The sequence below is a fragment of the Actinoplanes lobatus genome (assembly GCF_014205215.1).
In the GTDB taxonomy this organism is placed as follows: domain Bacteria; phylum Actinomycetota; class Actinomycetes; order Mycobacteriales; family Micromonosporaceae; genus Actinoplanes; species Actinoplanes lobatus.
Genome location: NZ_JACHNC010000001.1, coordinates 4,918,925 through 4,940,548, shown reverse-complemented (window position 1 = coordinate 4,940,548; position 21,624 = coordinate 4,918,925). Strand labels below are relative to the sequence as shown.

Sequence of the window (21,624 nt, the reverse complement as noted above, 5' to 3'; positions counted from 1 at the left end):
CATACCAAGGTGATGAGTGGGTGCCCTGAGCCGAGGGAGAGCTGATGCGTCATCGAGTGGTAGTCGTGGGGGCCGGGTTCGGCGGCCTCTTCGCGATCAAGGCACTGCGCCGGGCGGACGTCGAGATCACCCTGATCAACGGTACGACGTACCACCTCTTCCAGCCGCTGCTCTACCAGGTGGCCACCGGCATCCTGTCGGAGGGCGAGGTGGCCCCGCCGATCCGCGAGGTGCTGCGCCGCCAGCGGAACGTGGACGTCCGCCTCGGGTGGGTGCGGGACGTGGACGTCGAGGCGAGGGTGGTCTCGGTGGCCGGGCCGGGCATCGACTACACGGTGGGGTACGACACGCTGATCGTGGCGGCCGGCGCCTCCCAGTCGTATTTCGGCAACGACGAGTTCGCCGACCACGCGCCGGGCATGAAGAGCGTCGACGACGCCCTGGAGCTGCGGGCCCGGATCTTCGGCGCGTTCGAGGTGGCCGACCTGCACACCGACCCCGAGACGATCGAGCGGTGGCTGACGTTCGTGGTGGTCGGGGCGGGCCCGACCGGCACCGAGATGGCCGGCCAGATCGCCGAGCTGGCGCACCGCAACCTGCGCGGCCAGTTCCGGCACATCGACTCCCGCAAGGCGCGGATCCTGCTGGTCGACGCGGTCGGCTCGGTGCTCAGCACGTTCGGCGACCAGCTCTCCTCCAAGGCCGAGCGGCAGCTGGCGAAGCTGGGCGTCGAGGTGCGGACGGACACCAGGGTGGTGGCGGTCGACGCGACCGGCATCGAGGTGGAGTCCGGCGGGCACCGCGAGCGGATCCCGGCGATGACGAAGGTGTGGGCGGCCGGGGTGGCGGCCCCGCCGCTGGCCGCCCGGCTGGCGGAGGGGACCGGGGCGAAGACCGACCGGGCCGGCCGGATCCTGGTCGAGCCGGACACCACCCTGCCCGCGCACCCGGAGATCTTCGTGCTCGGCGACATGATGAGCCTGGCCGGCGAGGACGGGCGGCCGCTGCCCGGGGTGGCGCAGGTGGCCATCCAGAGCGGCCGGCACGCGGCCGACCAGATCAAACGGCGGCTCGCCGGCCGGGAGAGCGGTCAGCCGTTCCGCTATTTCGACAAGGGCAGCCTGGCGACGATCTCCCGCTTCTCGGCGGTGGCGAGCATCTGGAAGTTGCGGTTGTCCGGCTTCCCGGCCTGGGTGGTGTGGGTGGCGGTGCACCTGTTCTACCTGGTCGGCTTCAAGAACCGGGTGACCGCGGTGCTGCACTGGTTCGTCAGTTTCCTGGGCCGGGGCCGGTCGGAGCGGGTGGCGACCCAGCAGCAGGCGTTCGCGCGCCAGGCGATCCGGGCCTACGGTGATCCGTTCCGCCGGGCCTCCAGTGCGGATGCCGAGGTCGGGTAGCGTGTAGCGGCCCGCAGCAATCCCGAGGAAGGCTCACCATTGGTCCCGGTCACAGTGTCAACGCCCGTGGTGTCGCGAGTCCGGACCCTGGCACCGGTCTTTCACGAGCTGACCCTGTTCCACGGGAGCATGGGCGCCGGCAAGTCGACGCTGGCGCTGCAGAACGCGTACAACCGGCGGCAGGCGGGCCGGCCCGGGATCCTGCTCACCAGCATGGACCGGGCCGGCGCCGGGGTGATGTCGTCGCGGCTCGGGGTGGCGGCGGACGCCATCGAGGTGACCGACGGCACCGAGCTGACCGCGCTGATCGCCCGCGAGGTGCCGGCCGGTGGTTTCGTGATCGTCGACGAGGCCCAGTTCCTGCGGCCGGAGCAGGTGGAGCAGCTGGCCTGGGTGGTCGACGAGCTGTGCGTGGACGTGGACGCCTACGCCATCTCCACCGACTTCATGTCCCGGCTGTTCCCGGGCGCGCGGCGGCTGCTGGAGCTGGCCGACAACATCGTGTCGCTCCAGGTGGAGGTGACCTGCTGGTGCGGGCGCCCGGGCCGGCAGAACGCGCGGATCGAGGACGGCCGGGTGGCCCGCTCGGGCGCGCAGGTGGCGGTCGGTGACACGTCCGACGCGGCCGAGGTGACGTACCGGGTGCTGTGCCGGCGGCACTGGCGCGACGGGGTGGCCGGGCCCGATTCAGTGACCGCGGAAACGAACTTCTAGCGCCAAGTCCCGACATTCTCGATACGCCGGGAGGTCGACGGCGGGGCATTCCTCTATGGTGTGCCCCGCTTTTGATCATCCAACGTGGAGGGTTGTCATGCCTCGCGCGGGCCTCGGGCCGCTGCTCATCCTGCTGATGGGCACCCTGTTACCGGCCTCCTGCGCGAGCGGCCCGGCCGCCGTGGGCGCCGCCCGGGTCACCGTGCCGGACCTGATCGGCGCGGAGGCCGACGCGATCGGTGAGCAGAGCGCCCAGGCCGGGGTGAAGCCGATCCTGCGCTACCGGTGGGACTCGACGGCCGCCCCGCGCACGGTGATCGCGGTGGCCCCTACGCCGGGCACCACGGTCGAGCGCGGCACCAGCATCACGGTCGAGGTGGCCGGTGCGCCGGGGGCCTCGCTGGACGAGCGGATCACCGCGGACCGGGAGCACTTCGTCGGCCTCGGCACCGACCCGGACGGCACACTGGTGATCGCCGTGGCGGCCGGCGCCGACCGGGCCGCGGCCGTGGCGGCCCTGGGCACGACCTTGCTGAACCGGCGCTTCCGTACCGTCGTCTGCCCGGTGACCCACGCCGACCTGGAACGGATCCGGGCCGAGGTGAGCGCCACCGCGTCGCTGCACGCCACCGGCTACACGGTGGACATGGAGGCCACGGCGTGCGCGGTCCGGCTGACCGGCGACATCGCGCCGCCGGTCGTCCGGGCACTGCATCAGCGGTACGGCGGCGCGCTGATCGTCAGCATTGGCCCGAGCCCCACGCCGCACACGTGACCGTCCACTGGTCGGCGGTCAGCAGCGTGACCACACCGCCGTCGTCGGCGAGGACGTGGCGGCCGTCGCCGAGCGGGACGGTGAACGCCTCCCCCGCCGCGAGCACGGTGCGCTCCTCGAACCGGTACGCCCACGACCTGCCCGTCACCACGTGGCCGAACAGGTCGACCGGCTCGCTCCCGGTGTTGACCAGTTCGACCAGCTCCGATCCGGTGGGCCGCACCCGCAGCGCGACCCGGCCGGTCAGCGGGCTGCCGCAGGCGGTACGGCAGGGGTAGATCATCCAGGACCGCAGGTCGCCCTGCGGGTCGAAGAGATAGCCACCGTCCCCGTTGACGTGCAGCGCCGGAAGGATGTTGGAGAACACCGGCGCGGTCAGGCCCCAGTACTTGTGGGTGGCGGTGTCCGTCCCCTTGCCGACGTGCACGTAGACGGCGCCGCCGGCGGGCGCCACGGTGCCGGCCGCGAAGGTGTAGCGCCGCAGTCCGGAGTCACGGACCCACCAGCCGCCGAGCGGCACGTCGCGGGCGGACGGGTTGCCGATCCGGATCCACTCGCCGTTGAGGTTCGCCTCGTCGGGGCCGTCGGCGTCGCCGTTGACCCACACGGTGAGGCCGGCGTCCTGGGCCGGGCCCACCCCGCAGCCGGCGGTGTCGTAGATCTGCCGGTGCTCGACCGCCGCCTTCTGGGCCGCGAACTGGTAGTCGGCGTCCCACGCCCACTCGTCGGCGAACGGCAGCCACAGGGCGTGCCCGGCGCGGACCAGCTCGTGCCCGAGGTCGCGCCACTGTCCGCCGATCCGCACGGCCACCGACCGCAGCGGACGGTCCCGGCTGCTGCTGGACGGGACCTGCGCGGTCATCCGTACCCTGCCTCCACCGGCCTTGACCAGCCTCTCGACCGCCGCGGTCGCGGTCAGGCTGTGGCATTCGCCGCGCCGGCGCTCGGGCCGCGGCGAATAGGCGGTCTGCTCCATGGCCTGCACGCCGATGAGCCGCACCGACCTGGCCTCGGCGGTGCCGTCCCCGGCGATGTCCACCTTGAGGGTGTCACCGTCGGCGACCCAGACGACCTTGCCGGTCCAGACCACGCAGCGTGGGCTGCCCGCGGCCGGGCGGCAGGCGGCGTACGCGGCGGAGGCCGGGGTGGCGATACCGGCCGCGGCCAGTGTGGCGGTGGCCGCGAGGGCGGTGAGGCGGCGGAGCATGCCGCGCCCATCGGGTACGGCCACGGCCCCGTTGAGGAGAACGGCCCGGCCGCAACCCTCCGGCAACCGGGGGCTTCTTCTCGGGCCAGATAGTTAGCTAGGCTAAGCAACATGCCGCCGACACCACGCCGCGCCCCCAGAGGCGGCATTCATCCGGATCCGTCGAAGACCTGGCTACGGCGCGCCTGGCCGATCGTCCGCGCCCACCGCGCCCTGCTCGCCACGTCGCTGACGTGCTCGTTCGCCGGCCTCGTCGTCCAGGTGTGGATCCCCGACCTGGTCCGGGTCGGCATCGACGAGGCGCTGGTGGACCGCACCGGCGACCTGACCGTGTACGTCGGCCTGATCGCCGTGCTGGCCGTCACGCAGGGCGTGATCAACTTCCTGGCCCGGCTCTATCTGCTGCGCACCGCGTACGAGATGGAGTACGACCTGCGCAACATCGTCTTCACCCACCTGATGCGGATGTCGTACGCCTTCTACGACCGCGCCCAGTCCGGCGAGCTGATGTCCCGGGCCACCAGCGACATCCGGGCCGTGCAGATGTACCTGGCGTTCGGCCCGTCGATCCTGGTCCAGTGCACGATCGCGGGCGTCGCCTTCGCCCTGATGCTGTCGATCAACGCCCCGCTGGCCGTGGTGGCGATGCTGACCATGCCGGTGATCGCGGTCCTCGGCGTACGCATGCGCAAAGCGATCTTCCCGGTCTCCTGGCTGATCCAGTCCCGGCTGGCCGGCGTCGCCACCGTGGTCGACGAGAACGTGCAGGGCGTGCGGATCGTCAAGGCGTTCGCGGCCGAGCAGCGGCAGGTCGACACGCTGGCCCGGGCCGCCGACCGGGTCCGCTGGGCCTACACCACCGACTCGCGGATCCGCGGCCGCTGGCTACCGGTGATGGACAACCTGCCCCGGCTCGGCCTGGCCATGGTCCTGCTGATCGGCGGCCTGATGGTGCTCGACGGGAACGCGACCGTCGGCACGATCGTGGCGTTCAACTCCTACGTGCTGATGCTCCAGCCGCCGTTCCGGATGCTCGGCATGATCATCATGATGGGGCAGCGGGCGGCCGCGTCGGCCCAGCGCATCTACGAGATCCTGGACACGCCCGCCGACGTCCTCGACCCGGTGACCCCGGTGGCGCCGGAACCCCGGGGGGACGTTCGCTTCGAGGGCGCGCGGTTCGCGTACCCCGACGGGACCGTGGCCCTGGACGGCCTGGACCTGCACGTCCGGCCGGGTGAGACGGTGGCCCTGGTCGGCGCGACCGGCAGCGGCAAGTCGACGGTGGCGCGGCTCGCCGCGCGCTTCTACGACGTGACGGCGGGGCGGGTGCTGATCGACGGCGCCGACGTCCGCGACTATCCCCTCGACACGCTGCGCGACCGGGTCGGGATCGTGCCGGACGAGCCGTTCCTGTTCTCCGTGTCGCTGCACGACAACATCGCTTTCGGACATCCAGGGGCGACACGCGAGCAGGTGGTGACCGCCGCGATCGCCGCGGGCGCGCACGCGTTCATCGAGAGGCTCCCCGAGGGGTACGACACGGTCGTCGGCGAACGCGGCTACACCCTCTCCGGCGGGCAGCGGCAGCGGGTCGCGATCGCCCGCGCGCTGCTGGTCAACCCGCCGGTGCTGATCCTGGACGACGCCACGAGCGCGATCGACGTCCGCGTCGAGCACGAGATCCACGAGGCGCTGCGCGACCTGATGCACGACCGCACCACGATCGTCGTCGCCCACCGGCTCGCCACGATCGGGCTGGCGGACCGGGTCGTCCTGATCGAGAACGGTCGCGCCGTCGCGTCCGGCACCCACACGGAACTGCTGGCGAACGAGCCCCGCTACCGCCGCGTTCTGGCCACGAGCGTCTCGGAGGTACCGGCATGAGCGAGCTTGCGAGCGAATCATCGGGCTCAGTCTTGAAACTCATGGCGGCGCCGGAGCGAAGCGGAGGTGACGACATGAGCGAGCTTGCGAGCGAATCATTCAGCTCAGTCTTGAACTCATGGCGGCGCCGGAGCGAAGCGGAGGTGACGGCATGAGCATGTTTGGTGGCGGGTTCGGCGGGCCGGGCGGCGGGCCCGGATCCGGGCCGGTCGGTGGCCTCAGCGGCACCGGCGCGGGCGGCCGCGACCGGCGGCAGGGTGGCCCGGGCGCGTTCGCCGGGATCCCACCGGAACTGGCCGCCGGGGTGACCGCGCTGGAGGCCCGCGAACCCGTCCACCCGGCGCCGGACGAGCCGTTCACCCAGGCCCCCGACGGCGGCCGGCTCAGCCTCTGGTCGCTGCTGTCCGGCCGGCCGGCGCTGCTCGTGGCGGCCGCCTTCGCGGTGCTGGTGGAGGCGCTGCTGCTGCAGTCCGGTCCGTACCTGGTCCAGGTCGGCATCGACCACGGCATCGTGGCCCGCGACGTACCGGTCCTGATCCTGGCGGCCGTGGCGTTCCTCGCCTCGGTCGCCCTCACCGCGGTGGCCTCGTCCGTCCGGATCCGGCAGAGCGGCCGGCTCGCCGCCTACGCCACCCGTGACCTGCGGGTCCGCGTCTTCGCCCAGTTGCAGCGGCTGAGCCTGGACCACTACACCAGCGAGAAGGCCGGGGTCACGCTCACCCGGATGACCTCGGACGTGGAGGCGTTGCAGCACCTGCTGTCCGAAGGGTTCGCCCAGTTCCTCATCCACGGGCTCACCATGGTCGTGGTCACCACGATCCTGGTGCACTACGACGCCACGCTCGCGGTGATCACCCTGGTCCTGGTGGTGCCGCCGCTGCTGCTGCTCACGCTCTGGTTCCGCGGGGCCGCCGACGTCGGCTACCGGCGGCAGCGCGACACCATCGCGGCCCTCTTCACCCACCTCTCCGAGAGCCTGTACGGCGTACGCGTCATCACCGCCCACAACCAGCAGGACCGCAGCGTCACCGGGCACCGCGAGGTGGTCGGCGACTACCGTGACGCGAACGACCACACCGGACGGATCAGCGCCCTCTACGGCCCCGGCACCTCGGTGATCGGCCTGCTCGGGCTGGCCGCGCTGCTGCTGATCGGCGGCCACATGGTGCTCGACGGCACCCTCACCATCGGCGAGCTGACCGCGTTCGTGCTCTACCTGAACGCGTTCTTCCAGCCGGTCCAGCAGCTCGTCCAGCTCTACACCAACTACCAGCAGGCGCGCGCCGCGCTCGGCAAGCTCCGCGGGCTGCTCGGGACCGTACCGGCCGTCCGCGAGGCGCCCGGCGCGATCCCGTTGCCCCCGGCCGACGGCGCCATCGAACTGCGCGGCGTCACCTTCGGCTACGACCCGGACCGCCCGGTGCTGCGCGACGTCAGCCTGCGGATCGCCCCCGGCGAGACGATCGCGTGCGTCGGCCCGACCGGCGCCGGCAAGTCCACCCTGGCCAAACTGGTCGCCCGGCTCTACGACCCGGACGCGGGCGCCGTCCTCATCGACGGCCACGACCTGCGCGACGTCACCCTCGACTCGCTGCACCGGCAGGTCGGCGTGGTTCCGCAGGAGCCGTTCCTGTTCGCCGGGACACTGCGCGACAACATCGCCTTCGCCCGGCCGTCGGTGCCCGACGAGGTGGTGTGGGCGGCGGTCGACGCGGTCGGCCTGCGGGATCTGGTCGACCGCTCCCCCGGCGGCCTGAACACGGTCCTGCACGAGCGCGGCCAGTCGGTGTCGTCCGGTGAGCGCCAGCTGATCGCGCTGGCCCGGGTCTTCGTCGCCGAGCCGAGAGTGGTGGTGCTCGACGAGGCGACCTCCAGCCTCGATCTGCGCTCCGAACTGCGGGTGGAGGCGGCGATCCAGCGGCTCCTCGACGGCCGGACCGCGATCCTGGTGGCCCATCGGCTCTCCACGGCGCGGCGCGCCGACCGGGTGATCGTCGTCGACGACGGCGGCATCGTGGAATCGGGCACGCACGACGATCTGCTCACGGCCGGGGGCCGCTACGCGGCCATGTACTCGACCTGGGAATCACACACCATTTCCGGTACGGACGTCGCCGTCCCCGACCGCAATCGACCCCGTCCCGCGGCGCACCCGCGATCACCTGCCCATTGACGCCCCGTGCCGCGACCGCCGGGCGTTGACCGGCCGGTCACCCCCAAAACCGTCCACCCCCACATGAACAACGGCATCCACCTGCACGACACGTTGACAACGAACCAGGTTGACGGCATCCACACGAACGCGCATCCATGTTGACGGCATCCACGTTGACGACAGGCCACGTTGACGGCATCCACGCTGACGACACGCCACGTTGACAGCATCCACGCCGACGACGAGCCACGTTGACGGCATCCACGCTGACGACACGCCACGTTGACAGCATCCACGCCGACGACGAGCCACGTTGACGGCATCCACGCTGACGACACGCCACGTTGACAGCATCCACGCCGACGACGAGCCACGTTGACGGCATCCACGCTGACGACGGGCCAGGTTGACGGGCTGCCAAGGTCGGGTGACGAGAGTTGATGGGATGACAGCCGGGGCCGGTGGCCGTGCCCGTCAACTGTAGAAGCAGGGGGCTCCGTTGACGGTGCAGGAGGAGGGTTGGCCGCCCGTGCCCGTGTGGGCGTACTGGAAACGCAGCGGGGCGCTCGACCCGGCGGCGACCGGCGCGCCGGAGCGCCAGATGTAGCGGTCGCCCGACCGGCTCAGAGTGGCCTGCGGCGCGGACTCGACCCACGACGTGCGCAGTTCGCCGACCTCGTCCGGGAAGACCAGTTCGACCACCCAGTCGGCGGGCGCCGCGCCGGAGTTGGTCACCAGGACCTCGCCGATGAACTCCCGGTCGTAGGGCGCCATCACCCGGTACACGCCGGTGACCGTGGGCGTGGGCGCGGGGCTCGACGGGCGCCCGACGGCCGGCGGCCTGGTCGACGGCCTGGTCGACGGCGTCCGCACCGGGAGCCGGGTGAAGGACGGCCGAACCGCCGGCGACCGGCTCCCCGTCACCGAGGGTGCGGGCGCGGCCGACGAGGTGACCGCTGCGGGCCGCAACGGCGCGGGCAGGGTGAACCCCGGCACGGCCTCGACGGTGACGTCGTCCGGGTCCGGCGACAACAGCCGGAGCCCGGTCAGCAGGACCATGAACAGCAACAGGCCGACTGCGACGATGATCGGCAGCCAGGGCAGCGACTCCTCCAGGCCTTCCCGGAATCCGCCCTCCCGGAACGCCGTCTTTCTCATCTGTGGAAGGCCTCCATCACGGCGCAAATGTGTGAACGAGCACACACTATGCCTGGCACCCGATCGCGAATCAACAGCGATCCTTGTGACCGAGACTAATCAGTCGAGCCGGGCGAGCACCAGATCGTGCACCGCGGTCAAAAGGTCGCCGTCCCGCTCGGAATGGGCGGTCACGGTGACGGCCGCCCGCCGCCGTGGGTCGACGATCGCGTACTGGCCGTAGGCGCCGTCCATCCGGTAGGCGCCGTCCCGCTCCAGCCAGACGCCCAGCCCGTACCCGTGCTCGTAGGCGGGCCCGTGCCCGATCCCGCCGGTGCCGACGCTCTCCCCGGTCATCCGCCCCACCCAGCCGTCCGGCAGGATCCGGCGCCCCGCCCACTCGCCGTCGTCCAGCAGCAGCCGGGCGAACCGGGCCAGTTCCCCGGTCGTGAGGTGGAGCCCGCTCTCGCCGAACGGGAATCCCAGCGGGCAGGCGTGCCAGGCCGGATCGTGCAGGCCGAGCGGCCGGAACAGGCGCGGCGTCAGGAACTCCCGCAGGTCGGCGCCGGACACCCGGGCGATGACCCGTCCGACCGCGTACGGGCCCGACCCGGTGTACCGGAACCGCGTCCCCGGGGCCGCCTCCATCCGCGCGGCGACGATCTCGGCCAGCAGGTCGGGGGCGTCGATCCGCTGATGGGCGAACCACTGATGCCCGGTCCCGCTGGTCATCGTCGTCAGCTGCCGCAGCGTGACCGCCTCGAACCCGTCCGCCGCGAGCCCCCGCAGCTCCGGCAGGTGGTCGAGCAGCCGGTCGTCCAGCCCGAGCCGCCCCTCGGCCTCCGCCATCCCCAGCGCCACGGCCGTGAACGTCTTCGCCACCGAGCGCAGATCGACCCGCTCATCCGGCCGGAACCGATGCTCCACCGGTGGCCGCCCGTCCGAGTGCACATGGATCCCGTAGGTGCCGAGCCCTCGCTCCCGATCCGCCCGGACAAAGTCCTCCAGCAGCCCCGCCACACCCGCACGCTACGGCAGAGCCCGCGGACGGCAGAGCCCGCGGACGGCGGAGAACCGCCCGCGGGCCCGGATCGATGCGCTAGCCGGCGGTCCAGAACAGGGCTCGGGCGTAGCCGGCGTACAGGCCCTTCGGGTGGGCCCGGAACAGCGGCTCGGTGCCGAACAGGACCGCGTTGCCGCCGCCGGGTGTGGCGCCGGAGACGACGGCGGCCTGGCCGGCGGCCTGGGCCGGGCCGTTGGCGCCGGCCCCGGTGGGCAGCCAGTGGCCGGCGACCAGCGGGTCGGCGCCGTAGCGCTGTTCCACGGTGAAGCCGGTGCCGGTGAACCAGAGCGGCGAGTAGACGAACGAGTGCGGCGGGGAGCCCGCGCCCACGACTCCGCCCTCGTTCGTCACGGTGACCACGCCGTTGGCGTCGCTGCGGCCGGCCACCGCGGTCGCCGGCAGGACCTTCGCGGCGGCGTTGAAGGCGGCCCCGGTGGCGCCCCGGGTGAGCACGCCGCCGCCACGGGCCAGGAAGGCATCGACGGTGGCGCGGGCCGTGGGGTTCAGGGCGGTGTACGACAGGCCGGACGAGACGATCAGGGTGTCCACGCCGGAGAGGTCGGCCCCGGCGTTCAGGACCGCCGTCGACACCGTCCGCACTCCGAAGCCCATCTCGCGGAGGGCGAACAGTTCGTCCGCGGAGACGGCGGCGGCGATCACCGGCTGGTCGAACACCTCACCCTTGGTGCCACGAGGGGCGGCGCTGAATCGTACGCCCAAGGTCTTGGCGAGCGCGGTGGCCTCGGAGCGCGCCTCGGCCGGGACCACGACGGTGCCCGCGTCCGTACGCCGCAGTTTGATCCCCCGCGTGAGCAGCTCGTTGACCGCGCGCACATCGTTGCCGTCGCGCAGCGACAGGCTGAGGTCCCGCCCGCGGGGCGCGTCGACCGAGCCGGTGGGCGCGGCCCGGGTGACCGGCGACGTGTGGACGCGCGGCAGGGTGCGGAGGCTGGCGTCGACGCCTGCGCCCCAGAGCAGGCCGTGGCTCCAGCCGGAGATGTCGTACATCTGCGGCACCAGTTCGGAGATGTCGCGGCCGGCTTCGAGGAGCACGTTCGCGAGGCCGCGCTTCGGCTGGTGCATGTCGACGATGTAGGTGCCGTCCCGGTAACGATTCCCGTTCACGGTGAAGTCGTGGCGGGCGCGGGTGACGCGGACGTCGTTGGCGATCAGGTGGTCGACGAGGCGGGCGGCCGCCGGGGTGCCCGCCGGGATGACGTAGGCGCGCGGGAACGTCGTCGAGTACCGGTCCTCGGGGCCGAAACCGGGCACGAAACCGTCCGGGATCTCCGGTGACGCCTCGCCCGCCCAGCCGCGGCGGAACTGCTCGATCTGGTCGGCGAGCAGGGTGGCCCGGTTGGTGTCGGCGTAGGTGAGCGCCGCCTCGATGGTCGCGGCCACCACGTCGGTGTTGATGCCGGCGCGGCGCCGCAACTCTTCGACCGGCAGGTTGGTGTAGTCGGCGTTGTTGACCCGCAGCGGGATCTCCACGGTGTGGCCGATCGCGCCCTGGTACATCGCGTACATCGGGGTGAAGATCGGCGGCCAGTCGTCCCAGTCGCCGGGAGTGTAGTCCCGGAACGGGATGTCGGCGGCGGCCGTCTCCGGGTAGCCGAGCCGCTGGATCGCCTTCTCCATGCCGAGCGCGTTGGGCAGCGCGTGCTTGATGTACAGGTCGTACTCGTAGTTCTGCCCGTGCGGCGGGGTGGCCGGCTCGATCAGCGTGGTGCCGGTGTAGCCGTGCTCGTCGAGCATGACGAACGGCTGCGTCCCGATGACCACGTCGCGTACCGCCCGGGACTCCGGCTGCGAACCGGTCGCGTGGTCCCGGTTGATGTCGAACCCGGCGCCGTTCGCCCTGGTCCCGGCGATGCGGCCGTCCGGGTTGTTGGTGACGGTCAGGTAGACCCGGCTGCGGTCCAGGAAGTCTTCGGTCGCGGCATCGGTGGCGGTGGCCAGGCGCTCGATGACACGCAGCGCGCCGTCGGTGCCCTCCCACTCGTTGCCGTGGATGTTCGCGTTGATCCAGACCGGCGTTTTGTAACCTTTTTGGAGAGCGCGATCCCGCTTTGCGGCGGCCGGATTCTCCTCGATCAGCTCACGCCAGCGGTCCTGCCGGGCCGCCTCGCCCACCGACTCGGGGGCGGTCACCGTCACCAGGTAGAGGTCGCGGCCTCCGGCCGACTTCCCGATGATCTCCGCGGACACCCGGTCCGAGGCCTGCTGCAGCGCGTTCAGCTTCGGGGCCATCTCGTGGTACGGGATGAGGCCCAGCTTGATCGACCGGTCCTCGGGATTGTCCGGCCACACCGGCAAAGTGTTCTGCCGTGGGTAGCCCTTGCGGCTCCGGAGGCTCCACGCGGACGCGGGCTCCTCCGCAAGCAGCGTCCGCGCCGACCATCCGGCGGCCGGGTCGACGGCGGCGATCTCGTTGCGTTCCGGCCCGTTGCCGAAGTCGCGAGTCGACGGGGTGTCGCCTGGCGCGCCTGTCGCCGGGTTGGCGAGCAGGGCGATGGCGAGCAACGCGGCACCGAATCCGGTCAGGGTTCGTGACAAGTCCACAAAGCACCTCCGTTGGGGTTCCCCGACCCTCTCCGGAGCGCTGACGCATGCGCAATGATCTATCAGGTTGATTCACCATACCGTTAGGGTCATCCCCCGCACCGGCGTTTCAACGATCATCTCCATCGATCAACGTTCACGCCGCCGGCCGGCCCGCGTCAGGACGCCGGGGGCACCAAGGCGGTGTGCCGGCTCACCGGTTGATCCTCAGCAAGGTCGCGTTACATGCCCGGTCCAGCCGACCCCGGCCGACCCACAGACCCGGCCCACCACCCCGGCCGACCCACGGCCCTGGCCGGCCCACCACCCCGGCCGACCCACGGCCCTGGCCGGAGGCGCACAGACCCTCAACGGTCCGGGCGCGACCGGGATCGGCAAGAAGGCCAGGGCCCAACCCGCACGGCACCGCCGAGCCAGGCCATCCACCGCTGGAGCACGTCAGCGCCCCGCGCGGCCACCATCTCACAGCACAGGCAGGGACGCCCCCTCAACGATCCAGTCGCGACCGGGGTCGGCGGGAAGGAGACCACAGCCGGGGCCGCACGGCTGTGCCGGTTCGGGCCATCCACCCCGCTGGAGCACGTCGGCGACCTGCCCGGCCACCCGGCATGGGTCATCGAAGATGTCGCCGGTGCTGTATCGCAGAACGGTGTCGCCCGACTGAACCGCCGCGTTGTCACGCCGGTAGTCGCGCCATCGCGTCTCCGCCGGGTGCGCCGCCTGCCCGTCGAGCTCGATCCTGAGCCGCTCGCCCGGGTAGTAGAGATCGTCATACCAGTAGCCGCCGGAACGCGGGCGGCGCCACTGCCGCGCCGGGGCGGGCAGGCTGTGGGCCCTCTCGACCTCCCGGAGATAGCGCCACTCCAAGACAGAGGCGCAGCCCTCGGCCGCGTCGTCGAGCAAGGATGTCAACACCGGACGGCCGGGAACAAAGCCACGCCGCCGCAAGGCCCGGCGAAGACGGTCGGCGGTCGTCAGCCGCGCCCCGCAGGCGGCCGCGATCCAGCCCATGGCCTCCTCCGGCGGCACACCGACAGCCAGGTCGAGGATCGTCTCCTCGATCCTGGTCTGTGGTGGCTGTCGGCTCGGATGCCGCCGCTCCCGGACGTGCCGGCAGCGGTGCACGACCACCCCACCCGGGGCGGTGACCCGACGGGCGGCCGGCACGGTGACGTGCAGCGGCCCCTGCGACGCCCGGCACAGGCCCACCTCCTCCGCCGCGGACCGGTGCGAGAGCACGGCGCCCTCTCCGGCTCGCAGCACCGCCGCCCAGCGCCACACCTCCCTCGAAACCGGGCCGGTGAAGGTTGCATAGACGCCCGCGAACAGCCGCTGCCACCGCCCGGACCGCACCCGGTGCGTGATCTCTGCCAGCGTCATGCCCGCCCGTAAGGCCTGGGCCCGGGTCACGACGCCGCGCTGCTCTCGTCCGATGTCTCCGCGATCCACCCGATCAGGTTCGCCGATCCGCGCCCTGCACGCTTTCGTGCCTGTGGACAGGACGCCGATGTGGACAACCTGCGGTGTGGCGGATCCGGGACATCACTCGGTGCGTTCGCTCGGCCGTCCTCGTGGAGGATTCGTGGCGCCCCGAAAGCCCCGATATTCCACACCACAACTGAAAATCCCGCACCCGATCACCGTGAGTAATCATGCGCACGATGCCTGCCGCCAGGAGCGAGGCCAAAGGCCAGGCCCGGGCCCGGCCAGGGACGGGGCCCGGCCAGGGCCAAGGGCGGGGGCGAGGCGGGCCAAGGGCGGGGGCGAGGCGGGGCAAGGGCGGAGGCGGGGCAAGGGCGGAGGCGGGGCAAGGGCGGAGGCGGGGGGAGGGCGGAGGCGGGGGCACGGGCGGAGGCGGGGCGAGTGCGAGTGCGAGGGCGGGGGCGAGGCGGGGCAAGGGCGGAGGCGGGGGGAGGGCGGAGGCGGGGGCACGGGCGGAGGCGGGGCGAGTGCGAGTGCGAGTGCGAGGGCGGACTCAGGACTGGGGCTGGGGACGGGGCTGGGACCAGGAAGGAAGGTCAGGGCTGGGAACGGGGCGGGGCAAACCCGCAAGGACAAGGCTGGAAACGGGCCGGGGCGAAACCGGGAGGGCAGGGCCGGGGGCGTCAGGGGACGGCGGGGGCCAGGGAGAGGGTTCGGCGGGCTTCCCGGATCACGGCCAGGTCGACCATGCGGCCGCGGGCGTCCAGGCAGACGCCACCGCCGGCGGATTCGAAGCGGGTGATCAGGTCGCGGGCGGTGGCGATCTCCTCGGCGGTCGGGGTGAAGACGTCGTGGACGACCGGGATCTGGGCCGGGTGGATGCAGGCGCGACCGCGGAAGCCGAGGCGCTTCAAGGCGAGCGTCGAGCGGCGCAGCGCGTCCAGGTCACGGAAGTCGGTGGTCACCGCGGCGGCGGGTGGCTCGATTCCGGCGGCCGCCGAGGCGAGGACGACGCTCGATCGTACGAAAAGAAGCTCTTGATCTTGATCTCCGGGGGTGATGCCCAGCTCGGCGCTGAGGTCGGCCTCGCCGATCTGCAACCGGGTGACGCGAGGCGCCGACGCGATGGCCGCTGCGGCGAGGATCGCCTGCGGGGTCTCCAGGAGGGGTACGAGGCCGACCGCCCCCGCCGGATCGTGCTCGTCGAGCAGCCCGCCCAGGCCGGTGAGCTGGTCCAGGGAGGCTTTCGCCACGACCAGGCCGCGCAGCGCGGGAGTGGGGACGGCATGGGCGTCGCCGCGCAGCGCGGGAGTGGGGACGGCATGGGCATCGCCGCGCAGTGCGGGAGTGGGGACGGCATGGGCATCGCCGCGCGGTGCGGGGGCGATGACGGCGCGGGCGTCGTCGAGCCCGTCCGGCCCGGAGTTGACCCGTACCCAGACCGGCGCGCCGGCCGGCAGCGACCGCAGCCACTCGGCGACCGTGTGGCGGGCCGCCTGCTTCTCGCCGGGCGGGACCGCGTCCTCCAGGTCGACGATGAGCGCGTCGGCGCCCCGGGTCAGGGCGGCGGCCAGCATCTTCGGCTGGTTGCCGGGGACGTACAGGAAGGATCTCATCCGATCGTCGCCGTCCCGGACAGCAGCGCGCGGGCGATGACGACGCGCTGGATGTCGTTGGTGCCCTCGCCGATCATCATGAGCGGGGCGTCCCGGTAGAGGCGTTCCACCACGAATTCCTTGGAGTAGCCGTAGCCGCCGTGCACCTGCATCGAGTTGAGTGCACAGAACACGGCGGCCTCGGAGGCGAACGCCTTGGCCATGCCGGCCTCCATGTCGACGCGGTGGCCGCCGTCGGACCGGGACGCGGCCCAGTAGACGAGCAGCCGGGCGGCCTGCACCTGGGCAGCCATCTCGGCGATTTTCAGCTGGACCGCCTGGAAGTCGCCGATCGCCTTGCCGAAGGCTTTGCGCTGGCCGGCGTACTTGAGGGCCTCGTCGTAGGCGGCCTGGGCGATGCCGAGGGCGCGGGCGGCCACGTTGATCCGGCCGGTCTCCAGGCCGGAGAGCACCTGCTGCATGCCGCGGCCCTCGACGCCGCCGAGCAGCTGGGTCGCCGGGACGCGGACGTCCTCCAGCAGCACCTCGCACGACTCGGTGCCCTTGTAGCCGAGTTTCGGCAGGTCACGTTCGACGGTGAAACCGGGGGTGCCGGCCTCGACGAGGATCACCGACATGCCCTTGTGCGCGGGGGCCGCGGCCGGGTCGGTCTTGCAGAGAACGGGCAGCGGGTCGGCGTACCGGGCGTTGGTGATCCAGGTCTTGCGACCGTTGAGGACGTAGTGGTCGCCGTCGCGAACGGCCGTCGTGGCGATTCCCTGCAGGTCGGTTCCGGCATCCGGTTCGGTCAGAGCGATTCCGGTACGCCGTACGCCGCTGGCCAGATCAGGCAGGTAGCGCGACTTCTGGTCGTCGGTGCCGTGCCGGGCGATCAGCCAGCAGGACAGCGAGTGGCTGCCGAGGATGCCGGCGATGCCCATCCAGCCCTTGGCGATCTCCTCGAAGGTGAGCGCGAAACTGACCATGTCGGCGCCGAGCCCGCCGTACTCCTCGGGGACGGTGAGACCGAACAGGCCCAGCTCACGCATGGTCTCGACGATCTCGGTGGGGTACCGTCCGGACGCCTCCCACTCCTGCGCCACCGGCCGGATCTCACGGTCCACGAAGTCCCGGAGCACGTCGCGGAACATCCGCTGCTCGTCGTTCAGGTCAAAGTCCATCGTCACTCCCTGTGAAGACCGGTGGTTCGGAGCCCTCGACGAGGCGGACGGGCTGGTCGCATCGCGGGTCGGGGATGCCGGTGAGGTGGGTGAGCACGACCGGGCCCTCGGTGAGGCGGACCCGCGCGAGCACGAACGGTTCGTCGGCGCGGTGGACGACGGTGAAGCTGTCCACGGTTCCGGTGCCGGCCGCGTCCACCTCGTCCGGCCGGTCGCCGCCGCACGTGACACAGATCGGGCGTGGATAGTGCTGATAGGACCCGCAGGTCGTACAGTGCTGGATTTTCACCGGTCCGCTCCCAGGATCACCGTGGCGTGGCTGGAGAAGATGCCGCCGGTGCCGTGTGCGAGGGCCGTCGACGCGCCCGGCACCTGCCGGTCGCCGCATTCGCCGCGCAGTTGCCGGACCGCCTCGACCAGCAGCAGCACCCCGAACTGGCCGGGATGGCAGTAGGCCAGGCCGCCGCCGGTGGTGTTGTGCGGCGTGGTGACGGCCAGCCCCTCGCCGGGCGCCGCGAATCCGAGCGCCTCGAGGCCGAGCGGCACCGAGACGGTGAACGCGTCGTACAGCTGCACCACGTCGATGTCGGCCGGGGTCAGCCCGGCCCGGGCGAAGGCGCGCCGGCCCGAGTCGATCGCCCCGGTGCGCAGCAGGTCCGGTTCGCTCGCCATGCCGGTGTGGGTCAGCGCCTCGCCGTAGCCGAGCACCTCGACCGGGCGTTTCGGCAGGTCCCGGGCGCGTTCCAGGGAGGTCAGGACGATCGCGCCGCCGCCGTCGGTGACCAGGCAGCAGTCCAGCCTGCCGAGCGGGCTGGAGATCTGCGGGGCGGCCAGGACGTCGTCGACGGTGAGCGCGCCTCTCCCGTACGTCCATGCCTTGGGGTTGATCTGGGCCCGCGCCCGCGCGGCGACGGCGACCGACGCGAGGTCCGCCCGGGTCAGGCCGTGAACGTGCAGGTAGCGCTGGGCGACCATGGCGTAGTAGGAGATCGGGTAGAGCGGCTGGTAGGGGGCCTCCCACTCGGCCTCGGGGGTGCCGTCGTCGTGGACGGCGGTCAGTTTGCGGCTGCGGGCCGAGCGCTGGTCCGAAGCGTAGGAGATCACCACGGTGCTGCACTGACCCGCGGCGATGGCCTGGGCGGCGCGGGCCACATACATCTCGAAGACCGCGCCCCCGGCGAAAGTGGAGTCGCACCAGGACGGTTTCAGGCCCAGCCAGTCGGCGAGCTGGGTGGCCGAGAAGCGTGCGATGCCGTTGGTGGCGATCCCGTCCACATCGGCCAGGGTGAGCCCGGCATCGTCGAGCGCCCGGGTGACCGCCTGGGTCTGCAACTCCAGGATCGACTTCCCGGTGGCGCCGAGGTCGCATTCGGCGGCGCCGGCGATGGCGACCCCGGTCATGGCAGGGTCAGTGTCGCGGAGGCGGGGGCCACCGCGATCCGGCCACCCTCGACGACCTCGACGCGCAGGTCGACCTCGACCGTGCCGGCCTCCTCACGGACGACCGTGCCGACGCAGCGGATCGTCTCGCCGGCGAAGACCAGGCTCTTGAACCGGAACGACAGGGCGGTGATCACCGCGTCCGGGCCGAACCATTCACGCAGGGCGATCGCCAGGTGGGCGCCGAACACCTGACCGTCGACGACCGGCTTGTCGAGGCCGCGTTCGCGCAGGTAGTCGGCGTCGTAGTGGAGTTTGTGCCAGTCCCAGGTCGCGCCGGCGTACGCGATCATGTCGGGCAGTTCGATCTTCTGCTCTCTAACGAGCGACATAGATCAGCGTCTCCTCGTTGACGGCCAGGACGCGGCCGGCCTGGTCGGTGTAGGTGGCGACCGAGGTGACGATCAGCATCGTCTTGCCACCGCCGGTGACCCGCTCGGTCATGTCGGCCAGCTTCCAGCGGGCGGTGATCACGTCGTCCGGGCCGACCGGGCGCTCGAAACGGTAGGCGTTTCCGCCACGGACCAACCGGGTGCCCGGTACGTCCAGATGCCACCCGTGACCGGCGTAGCCGTCGGCGTCACGGGGCAGGCCGGCGTACTGGTTGGTCTCGCAGATCAGCGTCGGCGGGGCCACGTCGCCGGCCAGGTGCGCCGGGTCGGTGTCGCCGGTGGCCAGCGCGAAGTAGCGGATCGCGGCCCGGCCCAGCGGTTCCGGCGCGGTGTAGACCCGCTCCTCCCCGATCCGCGCCGCCAGTTCCGGAGTCAGCAGCGTCACGGCAGCACCGCCGTCGGCACCGTCTCCAGCAGGAACTCCGGGCGCAGCAGGGCCGAGCAGACGACCGCGGTGACGACCGCGTTCGGGAAGTGCTTCTCCCGCAGGGCGACCGTGCGCGGATAGTCGGCGACCGCGTCCGGGGTCAGGTATTCGACCAGGTGGACCACGTTCTCGCCGGTGCCGCCGGCCTCGGCCAGGACCGTCTCGATGCTGCGGTAGACGTACTCGGCCTGGGCGACCAGGTCGCCGGCGTGGATCGCCTGCTGGCTGACCGGGTCGAGCGCCCCGAACCCGGCCAGGTAGACGGTGTTCGCCGCCCGTACGGCCGGTTTGTAGGTGAGCGTGTCGTAGCGGGCCCAGCCGGGGTTGAGCGCTTCGAGCGGCGGGGACGCGGCGAGCGCATCGAGCGACACCTGGGCGCCCGGCTCGACCGGGACGTCGACGAGGATGCCGGCGGCGCCCGGATGGACCGGCCCGGCGCCGAGGACCTCCCGGCGGGGCCGTCCACATCGGGGGTATTCGGCGCGGGTCGCGGTCGCCGTGTAGTCGACCGTCCGGACCAGCGCGCCGGTGCCCGAGCCGGCCACCGCCAGCAGGGCGGCGATCCGTTCCAGGCACCAGCGGTACTGGTCGCGGAAGTCGCCATCGGTGGTGTGCACGCTCGGCAGGTAGGTGACGCCGCCCGCCACCCGGATCACGTCGTCGCCGTCGGTGAACAGCGTCCCGCCGCCCGGGTGGGTGACGACCGCGACGGCGTAGGGTGCGCCGGAGCCGACGATCGACTCGACCGGAACCCGCGACACCGGCGCGCGGTGCTCCCCGAACACCGTCTTCCGCGCGGCGTCGAGTGCCGCCGGGTCGGCCAGGGCGGCGGCGGTGACGTACTCGGTCACGTGGACCACGTCGCCGATCGGCACGTCGAGCTGGTCGTAGCCGGGCACGGCCGGCAGATACACGGTCACTGGAGACACCCTTCGATCCGGTCGAGCAGTTCCGCGACATCGGCAGCCGGTGTGGCCGCTTTCGGGCCACCGGCCGCTTTCGGGCCGCCGGCCGCTTTGTCGCCAGCCGCTGTCGTCAGCGCGTCGGCGGCGGCGAAGACCTCCTCCGCGCCGGGTCCGAGGTTCGCGGCGGCCTTCGTGCGCGCTCCACCGCCGGTGGGCCGCTCCACCCGGGCGGTCCGGCCGTCGCCCTCGACCATGCCGGGCGCGTCCGCGGCGACCACGTCGGCGGCGCCGGCCCGCACGGTGATCCGGGCGGCCAGGTCCAGGATCTCCGGCCGGTCCAGGTCCTCGAACGTGTCCAGGTCCACCCAGCCGTCGACGACCATCGCGGCGACACACCAGTAGACGCTGAACTTGGCCTCGTAGGCGCTGCGCGGCCGCCGCTTCTCCGGACCACCGACGATCGGTACGGCGTCCGGGTGCAGTGTCACGGTCAGCGCCGGCGGCGCGCTCCCGGTGAACTCGCCGGCCGCGTCGATCGAGGCGTGCGTGAGCTGGCAGGCCGGGTACGGCTTGATCCCGATCCGGGTCGTCTCCCACCGCTCACCGAGTTCTCCCAGCAGGACGGCCGGGTCGGGATCGCGGGTCGTCATGGTCCGGAACAGGCCGTACTCGCCGTCGAGCGCCCCGGCCGGACCGGTCGCGCCGGCGGCGGCGAGGCGGGCGGCGAGGATGCCGTTCGCGGCGGCGGTGCCCGGATGCAGTTGCTTGGTGCTGGCCGGGCTGTGCAGGAACTCCAGCAGTCCGCTGGCCCCGCTGGCCGCGATCCCGATGGCGTGCGCCAGCCGCGTCTCGTCGAGGCCGATCAGCTTCCCGGCGGTGACGGCCGCGCCGACGACCCCGCACATCGAGGTGGCGTGCAGCCCGCGCGCGTGGAATCCGTGCGGCGCCGACGCGCCGAGGCGGCACACGACTTCGAGACCCGCGACCAGCGCGGTGATCATCTCACTGCCGCGCGCCCCGGTCTGTTCTCCCACGGCAAGAGCCACCGGTACGGTCACCGCGCTCGCGTGCACCAATCCGCCGGCGTGGGTGTCGTCGAAGTCGAGCGCGTGTACGGCGACGGCGTTCCCGAACGCGGCCGCGACCGCGCCGACCCGCTCCCCGCTGAACAGCCGGGCCTCGGGCGGGCCGCCGAGCCCGCGCGCGACGGTGAGCGCGGGTTCGGCGGCGCCGCGTCCGATGCCGGCGACCGCACAGCCGACAGCGTCGATCAGATGCTCGCGGGCCGCCTCGACAACCGCGTCCGGCAGCGCCGTGCAGTCAAGCCCGGCAACCCATCGAGCCAGCACCACCGCCGCCGGCTCA

Annotated in this window: 18 protein-coding genes; 5 read left to right on the top strand and 13 right to left on the bottom strand. The window is 72.2% G+C overall.

What is annotated here, in order from left to right:
• Window positions 1-44 precede the first annotated feature (44 nt).
• The 3 genes from BJ964_RS22800 to BJ964_RS22790 all read left to right on the top strand — a co-directional run bounded on the left by BJ964_RS22800 (window position 45) and on the right by BJ964_RS22790 (window position 2,886).
• Window positions 45-1,397 carry an NAD(P)/FAD-dependent oxidoreductase gene (locus tag BJ964_RS22800; protein WP_188122570.1) on the top strand — a complete coding sequence of 451 codons (1,353 nt, stop codon included), beginning with the start codon at window positions 45-47 and terminating at the stop codon, window positions 1,395-1,397.
• Between the two features lie 66 nt (window positions 1,398-1,463).
• Complete coding sequence (locus BJ964_RS22795) at window positions 1,464-2,111, top strand: thymidine kinase (RefSeq protein WP_229806932.1); 648 nt, start codon at window positions 1,464-1,466, stop codon at window positions 2,109-2,111.
• Window positions 2,112-2,208: 97 nt separating this feature from the next.
• Window positions 2,209-2,886: a PASTA domain-containing protein gene (locus BJ964_RS22790; RefSeq protein ID WP_188122569.1), complete on the top strand. Its 678-nt coding sequence runs from the start codon at window positions 2,209-2,211 to the stop codon at window positions 2,884-2,886.
• On the opposite strand, the gene BJ964_RS22785 is transcribed toward BJ964_RS22790, so the two are convergent.
• Entirely contained in the window at window positions 2,852-4,159 is a 1,308-nt protein-coding gene (locus BJ964_RS22785) for a lamin tail domain-containing protein (protein WP_229806931.1), read from the bottom strand. The genes BJ964_RS22790 and BJ964_RS22785 overlap by 35 nt on opposite strands.
• A gap of 45 nt (window positions 4,160-4,204) precedes the next feature.
• On the opposite strand from BJ964_RS22785, the gene BJ964_RS22780 reads away from it, so the two are divergent.
• Both BJ964_RS22780 and BJ964_RS22775 read left to right on the top strand, forming a co-directional pair.
• Window positions 4,205-5,980, top strand: a complete 1,776-nt coding sequence (locus BJ964_RS22780; RefSeq protein WP_188122568.1) for an ABC transporter ATP-binding protein — start codon at window positions 4,205-4,207, stop codon at window positions 5,978-5,980.
• Between the two features lie 151 nt (window positions 5,981-6,131).
• Window positions 6,132-8,153: an ABC transporter ATP-binding protein gene (locus BJ964_RS22775; protein ID WP_188122567.1), complete on the top strand. Its 2,022-nt coding sequence runs from the start codon at window positions 6,132-6,134 to the stop codon at window positions 8,151-8,153.
• A gap of 456 nt (window positions 8,154-8,609) precedes the next feature.
• Here BJ964_RS22775 and BJ964_RS22770 read toward each other — a convergent pair whose 3' ends face one another.
• The 12 genes from BJ964_RS22770 to BJ964_RS22715 all read right to left on the bottom strand — a co-directional run bounded on the left by BJ964_RS22770 (window position 8,610) and on the right by BJ964_RS22715 (window position 21,611).
• Window positions 8,610-9,293: a cellulose binding domain-containing protein gene (locus tag BJ964_RS22770; protein WP_188122566.1), complete on the bottom strand. Its 684-nt coding sequence runs from the start codon at window positions 9,291-9,293 to the stop codon at window positions 8,610-8,612.
• A gap of 99 nt (window positions 9,294-9,392) precedes the next feature.
• Window positions 9,393-10,292 carry a serine hydrolase domain-containing protein gene (locus BJ964_RS22765; RefSeq protein ID WP_188122565.1) on the bottom strand — a complete coding sequence of 300 codons (900 nt, stop codon included), beginning with the start codon at window positions 10,290-10,292 and terminating at the stop codon, window positions 9,393-9,395.
• Between the two features lie 79 nt (window positions 10,293-10,371).
• Window positions 10,372-12,897: a M14 family zinc carboxypeptidase gene (locus tag BJ964_RS22760; RefSeq protein WP_188122564.1), complete on the bottom strand. Its 2,526-nt coding sequence runs from the start codon at window positions 12,895-12,897 to the stop codon at window positions 10,372-10,374.
• Between the two features lie 462 nt (window positions 12,898-13,359).
• Window positions 13,360-14,346, bottom strand: a complete 987-nt coding sequence (locus BJ964_RS22755) for a type IV toxin-antitoxin system AbiEi family antitoxin domain-containing protein (protein WP_188122563.1) — start codon at window positions 14,344-14,346, stop codon at window positions 13,360-13,362.
• Between the two features lie 656 nt (window positions 14,347-15,002).
• Window positions 15,003-15,935 (bottom strand): HpcH/HpaI aldolase/citrate lyase family protein, encoded by a 933-nt coding sequence (locus BJ964_RS22750; protein WP_188122562.1) that lies wholly within the window; start codon window positions 15,933-15,935, stop codon window positions 15,003-15,005.
• Window positions 15,932-17,095 carry an acyl-CoA dehydrogenase family protein gene (locus BJ964_RS22745; RefSeq protein ID WP_188122561.1) on the bottom strand — a complete coding sequence of 388 codons (1,164 nt, stop codon included), beginning with the start codon at window positions 17,093-17,095 and terminating at the stop codon, window positions 15,932-15,934. Before BJ964_RS22745 ends, BJ964_RS22750 begins: the two co-directional genes overlap by 4 nt.
• A complete protein-coding gene (locus BJ964_RS22740) occupies window positions 17,085-17,384 on the bottom strand; it encodes a Zn-ribbon domain-containing OB-fold protein (protein ID WP_203832630.1) in 300 nt (99 codons plus the stop codon). The genes BJ964_RS22745 and BJ964_RS22740 overlap by 11 nt, the downstream gene beginning before the upstream one ends.
• Window positions 17,381-18,496, bottom strand: coding sequence for a thiolase C-terminal domain-containing protein (locus BJ964_RS22735; RefSeq protein ID WP_188122559.1), 1,116 nt, complete (start codon window positions 18,494-18,496; stop codon window positions 17,381-17,383). The genes BJ964_RS22740 and BJ964_RS22735 overlap by 4 nt, the downstream gene beginning before the upstream one ends.
• Window positions 18,493-18,867 carry a MaoC/PaaZ C-terminal domain-containing protein gene (locus BJ964_RS22730; protein ID WP_188122558.1) on the bottom strand — a complete coding sequence of 125 codons (375 nt, stop codon included), beginning with the start codon at window positions 18,865-18,867 and terminating at the stop codon, window positions 18,493-18,495. Before BJ964_RS22730 ends, BJ964_RS22735 begins: the two co-directional genes overlap by 4 nt.
• A complete protein-coding gene (locus tag BJ964_RS22725; RefSeq protein WP_188122557.1) occupies window positions 18,854-19,312 on the bottom strand; it encodes an FAS1-like dehydratase domain-containing protein in 459 nt (152 codons plus the stop codon). The genes BJ964_RS22730 and BJ964_RS22725 overlap by 14 nt, the downstream gene beginning before the upstream one ends.
• Entirely contained in the window at window positions 19,309-20,274 is a 966-nt protein-coding gene (locus tag BJ964_RS22720; RefSeq protein WP_188122556.1) for a RidA family protein, read from the bottom strand. Before BJ964_RS22720 ends, BJ964_RS22725 begins: the two co-directional genes overlap by 4 nt.
• Complete coding sequence (locus BJ964_RS22715) at window positions 20,271-21,611, bottom strand: MmgE/PrpD family protein (protein ID WP_229806930.1); 1,341 nt, start codon at window positions 21,609-21,611, stop codon at window positions 20,271-20,273. The genes BJ964_RS22720 and BJ964_RS22715 overlap by 4 nt, the downstream gene beginning before the upstream one ends.
• Between the last annotated feature and the right edge of the window lie 13 nt (window positions 21,612-21,624).

Excerpts from the sequence above, each read along its gene's own strand:
- BJ964_RS22770 (WP_188122566.1), bottom strand. The coding sequence starts at position 9,293 with ATGAGAAAGACGGCGTTCCGGGAGGGCGGATTCCGGGAAGGCCTGGAG.
- BJ964_RS22800 (WP_188122570.1), top strand. The coding sequence starts at position 45 with ATGCGTCATCGAGTGGTAGTCGTGGGGGCCGGGTTCGGCGGCCTCTTC.
- BJ964_RS22790 (WP_188122569.1), top strand. The coding sequence starts at position 2,209 with ATGCCTCGCGCGGGCCTCGGGCCGCTGCTCATCCTGCTGATGGGCACC.
- BJ964_RS22730 (WP_188122558.1), bottom strand. The coding sequence starts at position 18,867 with ATGTCGCTCGTTAGAGAGCAGAAGATCGAACTGCCCGACATGATCGCG.
- BJ964_RS22780 (WP_188122568.1), top strand. The coding sequence starts at position 4,205 with ATGCCGCCGACACCACGCCGCGCCCCCAGAGGCGGCATTCATCCGGAT.
- BJ964_RS22745 (WP_188122561.1), bottom strand. The coding sequence starts at position 17,095 with ATGGACTTTGACCTGAACGACGAGCAGCGGATGTTCCGCGACGTGCTC.
- BJ964_RS22750 (WP_188122562.1), bottom strand. The coding sequence starts at position 15,935 with ATGAGATCCTTCCTGTACGTCCCCGGCAACCAGCCGAAGATGCTGGCC.
- BJ964_RS22775 (WP_188122567.1), top strand. The coding sequence starts at position 6,132 with ATGAGCATGTTTGGTGGCGGGTTCGGCGGGCCGGGCGGCGGGCCCGGA.
- BJ964_RS22735 (WP_188122559.1), bottom strand. The coding sequence starts at position 18,496 with ATGACCGGGGTCGCCATCGCCGGCGCCGCCGAATGCGACCTCGGCGCC.